The organism is Stenotrophomonas sp. 169 (assembly GCF_014621775.1).
Taxonomy (GTDB): domain Bacteria; phylum Pseudomonadota; class Gammaproteobacteria; order Xanthomonadales; family Xanthomonadaceae; genus Stenotrophomonas.
Map to the genome: position 1 here is coordinate 463,043 of NZ_CP061204.1, position 15,338 is coordinate 478,380.

The window sequence follows — 15,338 nt, forward strand, 5'->3', positions numbered from 1 at the left end:
GGCTTACTCCTGACGCGGCGCTGCCAACGGCAGCAGCAGATGGACACGGTTGCTGCCATCGCGGCGGCAGTAGATAAAACGGGTGCACAGCGAGCGGACCAGATGCAGGCCCCAGCCGCCGACTACGCGATCCTGCAAGGGCGCATCCAGGTCTGGCGCGGGCACGGCGGCGGGGTCAAACGGCCGGCCGGTATCGCGCAGCTGCAGTGCCAATCCATCGTCATCCAGCGTTGCAGTGACGTCGAGAGTCACTTGCGACAGCTCGCGCTGATGCACCAGCACATTGCCGAACAACTCATCCACCACCAGCCGCGCGCGCTGGCGCGGTTCCTCCTGCAGGCCCATCGCCAGCAGCCCGCGCTCCAGCCGCGAAAGCAACGAGTACAGCCCATCGCGATCAGCGGGCGCGCGCAGATGCAGCGGCGGCCACGACAGCTGCCGGCCCACGCTGAGCAGGGCCAGGTCATCCAGATTGCCGGCCCCTACGCAGAACGCCTGCAGCGCCGCCACCACCGCATCACAGACGCGGCGATCGTCGGCGACATCGGCCACCACCGCCAGCACGCGCTCCATGCCGAACCAGCGGTGCTTCGGGCACTGCGCTTCGCTGATGCCATCGGTATACGCCAGCAGGTATTCGCCAGGGCCCAGCAGCCCGCGCGCGCAGGGAAACACCGATCGCGCATTGATACCCAGCGCCGGCCCGCTGCGCATCGGCACCACCGTCGCCTGCCCATCCGCGCGTCGCAGCAAGGGCGATTCGTGCCCCGCGCTGGCCAGCTCGAACTGGCCGGTGGCCACGTCCACCACCCCGCACAGCACGGTGGCGAACATGCATGCCTCGTTGCGCTGGGCCACGTGGCGTGCGGCCTCGGTAAGGATGTGCCCCGGCTGGCGGTGCAACTGCATGGCGGCCTCCAACAACGTCAGCACCCGCGCCATGAACAATGCCGCCGGCACGCCGCTACCGGATACATCGCCGATCACGAAGCACAGCGTGGTGCTGTCCAAGGGCGCGATGTGGTGGAAATCCCCGCCGACTTCGCGCGCCGGCACCAGTACCGTGGAACTGCGCAGCACGAAGCCATCGGCCTGCAGCTGCGGCGGTGGCGCCAGCATGCCCTGCTGGATGCCACGGGCGATGCGCAGCTCGCTTTCACTGCGCTCGCGGGCGCTGGCCATGTGCTCGATGGTGTGCATCTGCTGCAGGATGGATTGTCGCGCCCGTTCGAACGCCCGGCTCATCTCGCCCACTTCGTCGTGCTGGCGCGGGTAGGGCAGCGGTTGGTTGAAGTGGCCCACACTGAAGCGACGCGCGGCGGCGGTCAGCGTTTCCATCGGCAGCAGCAGCCGCTGCGCATGGCGTCGCACCAGCAGCAACCAGACCAGCACGCCCAGCACCCCCAGACCCACCGCCCACCAGGTCACCCGATGCAGATCGCCCAGCAGCAGATCGTGGTCGGCCGACAGCACCACCTGCCAGCCGGCCTGCTCCAGCGGTGCGATGCGGCTGAGGAAACGAGTGCCATCGCGGCCCTGGTGGTCGAAGCCTTCGTCGTCGGGCAGCGGGGGCTGCTTGGGATCGAACAGCGGCGCCAAGTCCGGCCGGTGCTGCAGGTAGCGCCGTAGCGACATGCCCGGTTCAATCTCCGGCGCGGAGCTCAGCACCACGCGGTGGTCCGGCGCCAGCAACGTGGCGCGCAGGCGCGAGGTGTGCGGCAGTTGGCCCAGGTCGTGGCGCAGGCGCGCCAGCGGTACGTCCACGCTGACCAGCCCGGCCGGCAGCAGTTCGCCGGGCAGCCGCAGCGGCACGCTGTAGGTAATGAACAACCGGCCCTCTTCGCTGGGATTGGCATACGGTTCGGACCACCACGGGCCCGTGGCATGCAGGGCTTTGCGGTACCACCTGCGCTGCCGGCCGTTGAGGTCCAGGTCGGCGCCGCAGCGCTGTTGCACGGCCCCATCCAGGAGTACGTCGTGGCAGGCGTAGCCATCGGGCATGCCCGGCACGCGGTCAGGTTCGATGATCACCGTGGCGCCGTCCACGTTGGGGTCGGCCACCACCGCCGCATGCAGCAGCCCGTGCATCTGGTTGGTATCAAAGGCGTTGCCGGCCAGCGGGGCCAGCAGCATGTCGCCGGTGATCTGCGCCGAACGCAGCGAGTTGCCCAGGCTGCGCGCGGTCTGCTCGGCCAGGTGGTTCAGCTGCGCAATGGCCTGCTGATGCACCAGCGCACGGCCCCCCAGATAGAACAGTGTCACCAGCAGCAGCAACAATGCCGCCTGGACCAGGCACGACCACAGCATCAGCTGGGTACGCAGACTGCGTCCGCGCGGGGGCACAGGGGGTGCAGACGGGGGACGGCTGCGCATGACCTCATCCTTGGTTTTCCGTCCCGGATCAATGGCATGGCGGGGGCCGGCGGGGCAAGGAACGGGTTCCGCTGCGCACGTAACGTCTTGGAAACATTGGCCGGGACAGCTTCGGACAGTCCGCAGACAAACAAGCCATTTACGACCATACGCACGCGTAGCCAAGTGACGGAAGCCCCCGGTGCGCTACACTTTGCGGTCTAGAAATCAATAACAGTCGCGCGCGTGCGTGCGGTAATGGGAGCGCTAATGAACTGGTTGAACGAGCTGCTGAACAACGACCCGAACCCGGTGGAAAGCCAGGAGTGGATCGAGTCGTTGAAGGCCGTGATTGATGTCGAGGGCCCCGAGCGCGCGCATCAACTGTTGGAAGGCATGGTGGAGCTGACCCGTCGTTCGGGCGCGTACCTGCCGTTCTCTCCCACCACCGAATACGTGAACACCATCGCGCCGAACCTGGAGGCCAAGAGCCCGGGCGACGCCGATCTGGAATGGCGCATCCGCTCGATCATCCGCTGGAATGCGATGGCCACGGTGGTGCGTGCCAACCGCAAGCCGGGCGACCTGGGCGGCCACATCGCCAGCTTCGCCTCCGGCGCGACGCTGTATGACGTCGGCTTCAACCACTTCTGGCGCGCCCCGAGCGACAACCATCCGGGCGACCTGCTGTTCATCCAGGGCCACAGCGCCCCGGGCATCTACGCGCGTTCTTATCTGGAAGGCCGCATCGACGAAGCGCAGCTGGACAAGTTCCGCATGGAAGTGGACGGCGGTGGCTTGTCGAGCTATCCGCATCCGTGGCTGATGCCCGATTACTGGCAGACCCCGACCGTGTCGATGGGCCTGGGCCCGCTCGCCGCGATCTATCAGGCGCAGTTCCTGCGTTACCTGGAAAACCGTGGCCTGATCGAGAAGTCCGACCGCAAGGTGTGGTGCTTCATCGGCGACGGCGAGAGCGATGAGCCGGAAACCCTGGGCGCGATCGCGCTGGCCGGCCGCGAAGGCCTGGACAACCTGATCTTCGTGGTGAACTGCAACCTGCAGCGCCTGGACGGCCCGGTGCGCGGCAACGGCAAGATCATCCAGGAACTGGAAGGCGTGTTCCGTGGCGGTGGCTGGAATGTCATCAAGCTGCTGTGGGGCGGTTACTGGGATGCCCTGCTGGCCAAGGACACCGATGGCGTCCTGAAGAAGCTGATGATGGAAACCGTCGACGGCGAGTACCAGAACTGCAAGGCCTTCGGTGGCGCGTATACCCGCGAGCATTTCTTCGGCAAGTACCCGGAAACCGCTGCGATGGTGTCCGGCCTGTCCGACGATGACATCTGGCGCTTGAACCGTGGTGGTCACGACCCGCACAAGGTGTTTGCCGCCTACCACCAGGCCGTGAACACCAAGGGCATGCCGACCGTGATCCTGGCCAAGACGGTCAAGGGCTACGGCATGGGCAGCGCCGGCGAGGCACTGAACCCGACCCACCAGACCAAGAAGCTGGACGACGAAGCGGTGCGCCACTTCCGCGACCGTTTCAACATTCCGGTGACCGACGAGCAGCTGAAGGACGGCCAGGTGCCGTTCTATCACCCTGGCCCGGATTCGCCGGAAGTGAAGTACCTGCAGGAACGTCGTTCCGCGCTGGGCGGTTACCTGCCGCAGCGTCGCCGCAAGGCCAGCAAGAGCTTCAACGCACCGAAACTGGAAACCTACGAGCGCCTGCTGAAGAGCAGTGGCGAACGTTCGTACTCCACCACGATGGCCTTCGTGCAGAGCTTGAACATCACCCTGCGCGACAAGGAACTGGGCCCGCACATCGTGCCGATCGTGGCCGACGAAGCCCGTACGTTCGGTATGGAAGGCCTGTTCCGCCAGATCGGCATCTATGCCCCGTTCGGCCAGAAGTACAAGCCGGTGGATGCGGACCAGCTGATGTTCTACCGCGAAGACCAGAGTGGCCAGGTGCTGCAGCAGGGCATCAGCGAGCCGGGTGCGATCGCCTCGTGGATGGCCGCCGGTACCAGCTATTCGGTCAGCAACGTGCCGATGCTGCCGTTCTACATCTATTACTCGATGTTCGGCTTCCAGCGCGTGGGCGACATTGCGTGGCAGGCAGCGGACATGCGGACGCGTGGCTTCCTGCTGGGCGGCACCGCCGGCCGCACCACGCTGAACGGTGAAGGCCTGCAGCACGAAGATGGCCACAGCCATCTGGCTGCCGGTGGCATCCCGAACGTGCGCAGCTATGACCCGACCTTCGGTTATGAAGTGACGGTGATCCTGCAGCACGGCACCAAGGCGATGATGGAAGATCAGATTGATGAGTACTACTACATCACCCTGATGAACGAAAACTACACCCATCCGGAAATGCCGGAAGGTGCGGCCGAAGGCATCGTCAAGGGCATGTACCTGCTGACCGACGCCGGCAAGCCGAAGAAGAACGAGCTGCGCGTGCAACTTCTGGGTTCGGGCACGATCCTGCGCGAAGCGATTGCCGCGGCCGAGCTGCTGGACAAGGACTTCGGCGTGACCGCCGATATCTGGAGCTGCCCGAGCTTCAACGAACTGCGTCGCGACGGTTTCGATGCGGAGCGTTACAACCGCATGCACCCGGAAGGCGAACAGCGCAAGGCGTACGTGACCGAGCTGCTGGAAGGCCGCCAGGGTCCGGTGGTTGCCGCGACCGACTATGTGCGTGCGTACGCGGACCAGATCCGTGCGTTCATCCCGGGGCACTACACCGTGCTGGGTACGGATGGGTTTGGTCGTTCGGATACGCGTGCGAACCTGCGTCGTTTCTTCGAGGTTGACCGGTACTACATCGCGCATGCTGCGATTGCGGCGCTGGCCAAGGAAGGGAAGATGACGGGGAAGGATGTGGCCCGGGCGATCAAGCAGTACAAGATTGATGTGGAGAAGTCGAACCCTGTTGGGGTTTGACTTGAACGTAACGGGGTGGTTTGAACCGCTCCGTTACTTTCTTCGCATTGATTTATCACAAATATCTAACTAACAGGAAATTGGGGGCGCCTCTCCTCTGAAGATTGCCGGCGTGCCAAAGAACAAGCTATGTCTCTCGCCTACTACAACAGGTTGCCAACTCGTCCTGAGTACGTCTCGAAAGTCCTCTCCGCTTTGAAGGAGGAGAGGGGCTATCAATTAATGGAAATAACTCGGTTAAGTCGGCTGACGCGGACTCAGGTCCTTTGCGCGCTCAGCGAGCTTGTCGCTGGCGAAGTTGTATCCATAGTTCGAGAGTCTGGTGTAGTTAGATACGTCCGAAAATCAAGCTCTATCGAATCATGACCTCGCCAGACTTTGCTAAGTCACTAACTAACACTGCGGTTTCCACCGTTGTTGGACCATCACTAATTTGAGGGAGCTCCTGCAGGAATTCTCCGATATCCACCCCGAAATATGGTCCAAAGCCTGGGATAAGTATGGATCCGGTACACTTGCTGGCGGATTCGAAAGCTTTCCCCTTCTTGGCTATCTGATCGAGCAGATAATACTTGGCCGCTATAGCGAAGAAGGTGCTAGCGATTCCTAGATTCTCGTTGCGTGCCTCTACCGCGCCCACCTCAATGGCATGTTCGATACCCCTGCAAATTTCCTTGTCGCGATACCCGTCTGCGCGCAGTAGCTCCCCAAGGCCGGCGTAGCCTCCGTCCGTTTGGATGATGGCATGACAAACTTCAAGAGGGGTAAGGAAGCCTATACCTTGAATTACTCTTCGGAGACGAATTGCAGCACTTCGGATTTGGAAGAAATCGTGAGTATCATTGAGGCTCAGGAGTTTCTTTAAGTCCCCATTGAGCGAGGCGCAGTATCCCGCGCCGTCCAGGTATTCCACAAAAAGCGGAGTTGGCGCTCCCTGCCAGTTCTCAAAAAAATTGCTCGTAGAGCGGCGTGTGGCAGACGTTTGGTCTACGTTCTTGTGTGACACCGAGCCAGAATCACCCGCGTAAAACTGCGACTGGATGAAAATGCGAGGGTGCCAGCACGAGTTTCGAAAAGGTATGACGAAATCGTAGGCGCGCGTCTTAGCGCGCAGAGTTTCTCCGTTCGGTCCTGCACTCTCGACCGAGTCAGCGTGGCCCGACTCTAAAGCAGCAGCCGGGAGAACTCGTAGCTTGTCATCGACAATTACGTCTGTCGTGTTGAAATCAATTCTCGGACGTAGCCCCCATTCTGACATCTTCTCCCTCAGTATCTCCTCAGGCTCATGCCCGCCACTTGCTGAAACTGATCCCCTCACTTGGAATAGTGCTAGTGGCACGAGTATTGAGGAAGGATCCCTGCCTTCACTTCGGCACTGCAAGAAGTATCTAATAAACTCCTTGAGCTGAGATGCACTCTCCTCATCATTAAGTAGAGAATTAATGAAGCTGTGCGTGAGAGATATCGCGGACTTTCGAAGTGAGTCTGCAACGTCAATGCTAACAAAACGAGCGCTGTAGCTGAGCGAGTACAAATTGCTCACGCGGCCGGCAATGTTCTTCGAATCAAGAATCCTAGGGATTTTTTCGTTTCCAATAGACGGTGCGCCGCCCCTGAGTAGCTTTGCTTTAGGGATGGTTTGCCAGTTTAGTTTATTTCTTAGGTATATTGGAAGCTGGCATTTATGGTTGTTGTCCGACTTTCCCGTGACAAGGAATACAAGTGATGCGCATGCGTAAAATACTTCTGCTACAGCGTTTTGTAGTTTCTGCAAGTCTATAATTTTCTCTTCATCTCCCAGGGAAGCCAGTTCGTCGAAGCATTCGAACATTCGGAAAGTGACCGCTTCCGCTACATTGTTCGATGGTGCTAAAGATTTCATTGAGACAATCTCGAGTGCGGAGATGACCTTTTTCATCTCCTCCCTGAATTTTCTTGTCGATTTTATCTCGACAATGGACGGAGTAACCCAAATGTCAAATTCAGTAATCTTTGATTCCAGCGAAAGTGTCGTTGGATTAATTTTCATCTGGTGTCCTTACTCAGAGTTCTTATCGTGGAAATGGCAAATGCATGGGCGAGTGGGGGGGGGACGGCGTTTCCGATAAGCCGATATCCGGCAGTTAACTCCTCAGGCGAATCACTTGTTGTGATGGCGAATGAGTCGGGAAACCCTTGAAGTCGCGCGCATTCGCGAAGCGAAAGGGGCCTGTTTTCGGCGGGGTGGAGAAAGAAGCGAGGGTTGTAGAAGTTGGTTAGGACGGTCGGAGAAGCCAGATCCCACGGAAGCCTCTTGAATAGCCCAGAACAGAACATTGCGCCCTTTAGGTCGTAACTGTCTCCGATCTTCTTTAGATATCCTTTCGATACAAGATCAGCGAGATCATTCTGCGGTATCTCCTTGTCGCCGGTTAGTCGAGCAATCTCATCTGAAGGAATTGGGTTTCCATTTGGTATGCTTCCATATATCTTCTTCCGGCGATTCTTTCCAATTTTCTCAAGTATTACTCTCTGTTTCTTGCTAACGTCGCCAAACGCCTTCGGAATATCCCAGGTGTATACTGATGTTTCGGAGAAGCGCACGTTACATAACTTTTGCCCAGGTCCAATCATCTCCATGATTTCATCATGCTTCTTGGGCCAATTCCTTACTATTTGGTGATCTGGAAAGTGTCCAAGCGGCGGCATACCGGCAATAGCGTCGCGGACAGACCGGGTAGGCTCAAGCTCGGCGTTCCCTTTCGAGGATTCAAAGAGAAATCCTGCATCGAGAGGCGCGTCTCCATTACGCCTCGGAAGCTTGTGTGTTGGAAGAGGCCATTCGAAGTCGGTGCAGTCTCTTGTTCCAACGAAGAAAATACGTCTACGGTGCTGGGGGAGTCCAAAGGCGGCGGCGTCAAGAACCCGATATTCAACCTGGTAGCCGATTCTCGAGAAATCATTGATGATTTCTTTCAGATACTTCCCGCCAAAGTTCTGTCGCAATCCATCCACATTTTCGGCAATAAAGATCCTGGGTTGCAATTTCTCTACAGTTGACAACATTTGGAGGTACAGTGAGTTCCTGGTGTCGTCAATTTTCTTTGGCCCAGCCTTCGAGAATCCTTGACAGGGAAAGCCTCCAAGAACGACATCGATGTCACCTAATTCTGAAATCGCCTTGTGGAAATCTTGATGCGTAACGTCCAGGACGTAGGCGCGCTCATCGACATTGCGGCGGTAGACTTCGACTGCATATTGGTCGTGATCGGTAGCAAAAGAAAGTTCGAAACCGGCTTTCTTAAAGCCCAGGTCGAGGCCCCCGCAGCCTGAAAAAAGGCTGACGACTTTATACATAGTGTCTATCCGAGGGGGTGGGGGCTAGCATTGAATTCCGGATCATGTCTTTAGATGCTGCAATCTTATCGCCGTGTCTGCCGGCAGTCACGCGCCAGACGTGCAACGAACCGATCCATGCTGAACAGTGCAAGAATTCGTCTGTCCTGGCCCGGTCTTGGGATGCCCTGAACGAGGAGGTTTGAGTCCCGGATTGTCTGGAAAACAGCGATCTACGACCGCCTGCCCCCTTAGACGGGAAATGATTTTTCTGTTTTTGAGGTGTTAGCGGGCGCCTACACGCGGATTTACCCCTGGACCGGCATCAGCTGCCGGCGTGTCATCTGATCTAGCCCCCCAATCATGGACACGGGGTTAAGCTATATTTTCAAGCTCGAACTGATCCGGGCTGACGTAGCCCAAGGTCGAGTGCAGGCGTGATCGATTGTAGTAGACCTCGATGTAGTCAAACACCTCGGCTTTGGCTTGCTCGCGTGTGGCGAAGCGCTCGCCGTGGATGGCCTCAACTTTCAGGCTGTGGTTCCAGCTCTCCATCGCGGCGTTGTCATAGCAGTTGCCCTTGGCGCTCATGCTGGGCACCAAGCCGTAGGTCTCCAGCAAGCTCCGATGCTCTTTCGAGCAGTACTGCGAGCCGCGGTCGCTATGTACGATCACACCACGTGGGAACTTGCGCCGGAAAAGAGCCATCAGCAGGGCGTCGCACACCAGCGTCGCGGTCATGCGACTGTCCATCGCCCAACCTACGACTTTGCGGGAGTAAAGGTCCAGCACCACAGCCAAGTACATCCAGCCCTCGTCGGTCTGAATATAGGTGATGTCGCTGACCCAGGCCTGGTTTGGCCGCTCGGTGCGGAAGTTCTGATTGAGCAGGTTTTCAGCCACCGGAAGATTGTGCCGAGAGTTGGTCGTTGCCTTGTATCGACGTGCTGCCTTGGCGCGCAGACCTTGCCGGTGCAGACTTTCGGCGACCTGACGGCGCCCTCGGCGGAGCCTTCGACTCAACCGCTGCGCGCCTTCACGGCGTCTGGCTGTCACGAATGCATCCTGCACTTGGACATCCAGTTCTGACTGCCGCTGTGCTCTGGCCGAGGGCTTGCGGCGATGCCATGCGTGGAAGCCGGTTCGGGAAATCGCAAGCACACGACACATCAGAGCTACCGGGTGCTCACCAACGTGCTCAGCGATCACGGCGCACTTCACTTGGAACCCTTGGCGAAGTGCGCCGCCACTTTTTTTAGGAAGTCGTTCTCTTCGGACAACCGCGCCACTTCGCGCTTGAGCTTGGCCAGGTCCGCCTGGGCCGTGCGTTGCTCCTCGCTGAGCGAATCCCTCTCCTGTGCGCGGGCTCGCCACGTGTAGAGCTGCTGAGCCTGCAGGCCGAGGTCCTGCGCAGCCTGGGCTACACCATCGCGCCGAGCACGCTCCAGCGCCTGCACCTTGAACTCCTCGCCATAGCGTTTACGGGTCGGCGGCGGCGCGGGCTTCTGAGCACTCTTCTTGGTCGTCTTCTTGATCATCTGGGCACCTTCAAGTTGTGATATCAAATCACTTAACCGGGTGTCCATGAAACAGGGGCTGGATCAAGTGCATGGTTTTTCTTAGGCCACGTAAGGGTGGTCCCGGCTCATGGGCGGCCGAGGCTCACTGCAATGGCCTATTGCGAACGTAGCAGCGGCCCGTCGCGGCACGCGGCCTCACATTATTTTTGCAACTCATCCCCCGGCCGTTGCTAAGTTCGCCCCATAGCCACCCAAGGAACCTGCGATGACCCGGACGTCCCCCCTGGCCCTGCTTGCCCTCTGCCTCAGCCCCGCTTTGGCCTTCGCCCAGTCCGATCGCGAAGTCGCCGAGAACATGGTCACCCGCGCCGCCAACGTATGCCCCGGCCACAGCGCCGAGCGCACCGCGCCGACAGTGAAGAGGGTGCCGGTTGGCGCACTGCGCGTCATGATCGACCGCGGCCTGGTGATGTGCCCGGACCGGCGCCTGGATGCCTCCGCTCCGGCCGTGTTCTATGGCCGCGTGGGCGTGTTCGCCTGGAATCCGGACGCCGCTGACGCAGCGGCGGTGATCGTCAGCAAGATCGGTGAGATGACACGTAAGGACGACTACCCGGTCGGGACGCTGGTCTGGGACGCCAAGGGAAAGGCGTTGACCCAGCAGACCGTGCCGGCGTTCGAGGCGCGCCCGGGCGCGGCGGTGCTTTACAAGCTGCGTTGAGGTGGGGAAGGTTGGGGCGCCGCGATGGGCGGCATAGCTCAACGCGTTTAACTCTATTCAAGGAGGAAGCATGCCACTCGATTTCCAGTCACGCGTGGGCGCTGCCTACGATGCAACCAGTGGCATCACCATTCCGGAACCGCGCACTCTTCCCATGACGATGCCGGATGGTAGCCCGGGAACGGAGTACCAGTACGCGTTCTATCAGAACGGTCGACGGATTGGCGGCTTGGGAGTGTGGGGTCACAACACGACGATCAACCTTGGAGGGCGGGACGTGAGCCTGCTCGGTCCAACTTGGCCCCTGTAGTGTTTGAACGGCGCTACGCGCAAAGCGGCTCATGAATGTCTACGGAAGTCTGGCCGGTCCAGATCCCGTAATTTCTAGGCTGGGCATAGCCCTGAGCTCATGACGCCTGACGCCTGACGCGAGTGGCCATCCTCAGGAAATGGTCGCCATGCAATACTGAGATATGCACAAACATCGATGATAAGGAGACGCATCATGTCCGTCCTGCCCCCGCCAGTCCCCTCACGTCTCGTTGAGATGCTCAGCGGATATCCGGAGCACGTCGAGCGGCTCCGAGAAGTGCTTAGTGGAGTGCTTGAGTATCCGCCATCAGTTACGCCGCGGGCTGAGCGTGCGGTTCTCGCGCTGGAAGGGCGGTTGGAAGCATTTTCCTCGGAGGCGAGAAGAGAGCTTGAGGCCGCCATTGCCAGTGGAGACGCAAGCGCGGTAGTTCAGGCCGAGGCGAAGTACAAGGTGATGTCTCGGTTGTTGTGGAGGGAGGCGTGGGCCTACGATGACGATCTCTGGAGCTACTTCGAAATGCGCGCGGATGCACCCGAATGAGCAGCGCGTCAGACTTGCTGAGTAAGGAAGATCATGAGCGAATCTTCCGTGAGCGGATCATGCCAGAGGAGCGGCTTGCCGCGGCCACCTCTCTCGATAGCCCGAAGGCAATCATCCTTGGTGGGCAGCCCGGTGCTGGCAAGGGAGGCCTAGCGAGAGCGGCAAGTAGCGAGCTGCGCGGCGATGTCATTGCTATCGATCCTGACGCGTTGCGTGAGTTCCACCCAGATGTCGATAGGTTCCGTGAGCAGAACCCGTATCAGTGGTCCGGTCGAACTCATATGGATGCAAGTGGATGGGCAGATGAGGCCCTTGGTGCGGCATCTGATGCAAAGAAAAATCTCATCTTCGATACAACTCTCAGCAACGGAGAATGGGCTTCGGACTCCCTGATCAAGGGTCTGCAAGAGAAGGGCTATCAGGTCGAGGTAAGAGTAGTTGCTTCGCCTAAGCTGGAGAGCGAGCTTGGGGTTGACCAGCGATTCACGGACAGCTTGGATAGGAATGGCTTCGGCCGACACGTCCCGCAAGCAGCGCGTGATGCCATCTACGAGAAGACACCCGCTAGCCTGGATTTCATCCACACTCGTACGCACGTACCTATTCGCATATTCAACCGCGAGGGAGAGCAACTATACGACAGCCGCACAGACTCGGAACTACGATCACCCGGACAGGCGTTGACTCAGGAGCGAGACGCTCGCCTTCACGACCCGCGAGTATCCCAGCAGTTGCGGGAAGACTGGCATCGCCAAGCGGAATGGCATCGAGGTCTACCCGAGCATGCGAAGGATATCCCTCGCATGGATGCCACCAAGCAGAGTGCGCTTCTTGGAGAGCAGGCTCAGGCTAACAGCGTTGAGTTCGCGGCAATTCGCGCTGAAGGCAGCGCTACTGTCGACGCACTTGTGCGACCAGGATCGCCTGTTGCACAAGTACCTAACCCGGAATCTGCGATGCCAGCGCTCCGTCGCGGCGGCTCAGCGGTTGGGCTAGCTGGGCTTGGGCTTGCTGCGAGCGCTTACGACGCACGTGAAACCGGCCACCGTGTAAGCGAGCTCTTGCAGCACCACAACCCCACCGCGGCTCAGTCTGAGCTCAGCCATTTTGCCGCTCGCGGCATAGGCGGCTGGGTAGGCGGCACGCTGGCTGTCGGATTGGTTGGAAGCTCTGGTGCAGCGCCCTTGGCATTGGTGGCCGCCGACAGTTATCTATTCTCCAAAGCGCTAGAGAACGCGGCCGCACTTCACGACAGCCATGCTATCTACCGCCAGCGAGACGGGTCAGGTATTGAATGGCAGTACGACGGGCGCAACTGGGTTCGAGAGGCGTCCTTAGACCGCACACCTGACGGAGTCGACAACCCGCAGAATCAGAGCGTTGCTGCAGATTACCAGAAGGCGCGGGAGCTAAGTGCGCGGGCCAGCGTAGTTGCAGCCGAGTTGGCGCTGGGCAAGCTACCCGCACCACAGGACCCCTTCAATATCCCCGCTCAGGCTGGTGACCAACGGGGATTGGATAATCAGAACTGGCAACTAGACGATCAGACCGATCAGTGGATTCGCCAGATGAAGACCGGGGTGACGGGCGCCAATGATCGTGGAACGTACGCCACGGAGGTCGCGTCTCAGGCCCGCTCCGGGGAGCTGGATCAGGAAGCACGCGAGCGCATTGCGAGAAACATCACCCATGGACGCGAGTCTGTGGCAGCAGCCTATCTAGAGACGCACGCCGCCCTTCGGTCAGAGGATTTCATCAAGGATGTGCCGGCAGCCGTACAGTATGCGAGGGCAACCCCCGATGTCGTGCAAGGTTCCGACGGATTGCTGTACCGGCGTAACGTCGACGGAGCTTGGCTGCACAATGGGACAGCAGCGCAAGGCAATCTGGCTGTTGAGCTAGAGCTCACACAAAAAATAAGGGAGCCATGGCTCGATCAGTCGAATGCTTACTTGGATGAGCTGCAGTCACGGCCTGCGCCGACTCCGGCTGATGTTGAGAGGAGCGAGCTGCTTCATCGCTATCAGACGTATGGTGTACGTGTGCCAGATGATTGGCTGCCCGCCATCGAACAGGCGACTCAACGTACTCGTGATGCGGCCGGCATAACTGGACGCACCATGCAGGAGCTTCAACGGGGTGAGTCAGGTTTCTTCGGCGCGGACAGTTCAATAGTCCATTACCAGACAGGTTCCGATGGCATCGGTCGGCAAGTCGCGACTACCAGCACTGAAGAAATTCGAGGCGCCTATGCCTGGCTACAAGACCAGCAGGCAGTCCAAGCGCCCGTCCCGGACTCACCGGAACTACGCATCGCCGCGCTGTCGCCCGATGAGCGCGAGGCCTACCAGCAGGCGCTGCGCGAGGCCAACCGCCAAGGCGTCTCTACGCAGGAGGCGCAGCAGGTCGCCAGCTTCGCCGCAGTCAGCGTGCACGCCCCGCTGCAGGGCGAAGCCCACGCGCCGCAGGCGGCCCTTGATTTGGAGCAGCAGCGCGATGCGGTGCCGGCACCTTCCATACAACCGCAGACGAGTCAGCCTGTTGCCGCGGCGGCCATGGCTGCAGCGCCCGGTACCGCTCCGCCGACAGAACCCGAGCGCCTTCAGCAGGCTTCGCCACGCGTGCAGCGCGAGGAGCCGCGCACCGGAACCGATCCCCGTGAGAGCGCCAAAGCGACGGACGAGGCGAGTCAACGCGTATCGCAAAGGTCGCAGCAGGCAGAAGCCTCGCCTGCATCCACCGTTACAGCGCATCAAGCCGCTGAGGTTCAACCCCCTGCCGCGCATCCGCAGCAGGCTCCGCAGGAACGGGAGGACAGCGTGCAGCAGGGGCCACCGCTTGCCCCTGAGCCCAGCCCCGATGCATCGATCATCGCGGCCTCCGCGCAGCAGGCGCCGCCGTTGCAGCAGCCCCCCGCTGAGGGTCCAGTAACTGAGCCCGCTTCGCATCCACTGCCTGCCGCGAGTGCCCAGCAACTGCCTCGGGTGCCGACGCAGCATGAGAGTGAGACCGAACAGCAGCCGGTGTACTCCGCGGCGACGTCGACAGCAGCCACTGCCGTTGCCGATGAGGCGCAGACGCTACCTCGCCACTCAGCACAGCTCCAGCCTGATCACCCAGACCACGCGCTCTACCAGCAGGTGCGCGACGGCGTGGCTGCCTTGGATGCCAAGCACGGGCGCGAGTTCGACGAAACGAGCGAGCGGATGAGTGCCAGCCTGCTTGTTCTGGCAAAGGACAGCGGGCTTGATCGGGTGGACCACGTACTGCTGAGCCAGGCGACGCCTGAATCACACGCGGGGAAGAACCTCTTTGTGGTGCAAGGTGAGCCGGATAATCCAGCGCACCTGCGTGCCTCGATCCCTACCGAAAAGGCAGCGCAGACGCCGGTAGGACAGTCTCTGGAGCAGTTCGAAGTAGTAAGCCAGAAGCATGCGCAGGCTACTTTGGAGCGGCAGCAGGAGCACGCGCAGCTTGACCAAGTTCAGCAACAAGACGCGCAGGCGCGTTCAATGGGAATGCGCTGAATCAGCAGAGGCTTACGTCGCCCGGGGAAGCGGAGCGACTGGTTGTCGTAGCACCCGACGCCTGTCGGCACCACCACATGGCCGTCTCTGCT

The 15,338-nt window shown here is 60.2% G+C and carries 8 protein-coding genes; 4 read left to right on the top strand and 4 right to left on the bottom strand.

Annotated features, from left to right (window positions below; translation table 11 throughout):
• Positions 1-3: 3 nt before the first annotated feature.
• A complete protein-coding gene (locus ICJ04_RS01950; RefSeq protein ID WP_188325889.1) occupies positions 4-2,373 on the bottom strand; it encodes a SpoIIE family protein phosphatase in 2,370 nt (789 codons plus the stop codon).
• Positions 2,374-2,622: 249 nt separating this feature from the next.
• Between ICJ04_RS01950 and aceE the strand changes: the two genes are divergently transcribed.
• A complete protein-coding gene (gene aceE / locus ICJ04_RS01955) occupies positions 2,623-5,310 on the top strand; it encodes a pyruvate dehydrogenase (acetyl-transferring), homodimeric type (protein ID WP_188325890.1) in 2,688 nt (895 codons plus the stop codon).
• A 352-nt stretch (positions 5,311-5,662) separates the two neighbouring features.
• Here the strand turns inward: aceE and ICJ04_RS01960 are convergent, their stop codons facing one another.
• The 3 genes from ICJ04_RS01960 to ICJ04_RS01970 form a co-directional block, all read right to left on the bottom strand.
• Entirely contained in the window at positions 5,663-7,339 is a 1,677-nt protein-coding gene (locus ICJ04_RS01960) for a hypothetical protein (protein ID WP_188325891.1), read from the bottom strand.
• Complete coding sequence (gene dcm / locus ICJ04_RS01965) at positions 7,336-8,646, bottom strand: DNA (cytosine-5-)-methyltransferase (RefSeq protein WP_188325892.1); 1,311 nt, start codon at positions 8,644-8,646, stop codon at positions 7,336-7,338. Before dcm ends, ICJ04_RS01960 begins: the two co-directional genes overlap by 4 nt.
• Before the next feature lie 354 nt (positions 8,647-9,000).
• Positions 9,001-10,163, bottom strand: a protein-coding gene (locus ICJ04_RS01970; RefSeq protein ID WP_188325893.1) for an IS3 family transposase whose coding sequence is annotated in 2 segments (ribosomal slippage) — positions 9,001-9,893 and positions 9,893-10,163 — 1,164 coding nt in all. Because the reading frame shifts where the segments join, the coding sequence is not laid out codon by codon here.
• Between the two features lie 247 nt (positions 10,164-10,410).
• Here ICJ04_RS01970 and ICJ04_RS01975 point away from each other — a divergent pair.
• The 3 genes from ICJ04_RS01975 (at position 10,411) to ICJ04_RS01985 (ending at position 15,246) form a co-directional block, all read left to right on the top strand.
• The gene (locus ICJ04_RS01975) at positions 10,411-10,866 is read left to right on the top strand and encodes a hypothetical protein (RefSeq protein WP_188325894.1); all 456 of its coding nucleotides are present in this window, start codon (positions 10,411-10,413) and stop codon (positions 10,864-10,866) included.
• Positions 10,867-11,371: 505 nt separating this feature from the next.
• Positions 11,372-11,719, top strand: coding sequence for a hypothetical protein (locus tag ICJ04_RS01980; RefSeq protein ID WP_188325895.1), 348 nt, complete (start codon positions 11,372-11,374; stop codon positions 11,717-11,719).
• Positions 11,716-15,246, top strand: a complete 3,531-nt coding sequence (locus ICJ04_RS01985; protein ID WP_188325896.1) for a zeta toxin family protein — start codon at positions 11,716-11,718, stop codon at positions 15,244-15,246. The genes ICJ04_RS01980 and ICJ04_RS01985 overlap by 4 nt, the downstream gene beginning before the upstream one ends.
• Positions 15,247-15,338 lie beyond the last annotated feature (92 nt).

Excerpts from the sequence above, each read along its gene's own strand:
- ICJ04_RS01950 (WP_188325889.1), bottom strand. The coding sequence starts at position 2,373 with ATGCGCAGCCGTCCCCCGTCTGCACCCCCTGTGCCCCCGCGCGGACGC.
- aceE (WP_188325890.1), top strand. The coding sequence starts at position 2,623 with ATGAACTGGTTGAACGAGCTGCTGAACAACGACCCGAACCCGGTGGAA.
- ICJ04_RS01960 (WP_188325891.1), bottom strand. The coding sequence starts at position 7,339 with ATGAAAATTAATCCAACGACACTTTCGCTGGAATCAAAGATTACTGAA.
- dcm (WP_188325892.1), bottom strand. The coding sequence starts at position 8,646 with ATGTATAAAGTCGTCAGCCTTTTTTCAGGCTGCGGGGGCCTCGACCTG.
- ICJ04_RS01975 (WP_188325894.1), top strand. The coding sequence starts at position 10,411 with ATGACCCGGACGTCCCCCCTGGCCCTGCTTGCCCTCTGCCTCAGCCCC.
- ICJ04_RS01980 (WP_188325895.1), top strand. The coding sequence starts at position 11,372 with ATGTCCGTCCTGCCCCCGCCAGTCCCCTCACGTCTCGTTGAGATGCTC.
- ICJ04_RS01985 (WP_188325896.1), top strand. The coding sequence starts at position 11,716 with ATGAGCAGCGCGTCAGACTTGCTGAGTAAGGAAGATCATGAGCGAATC.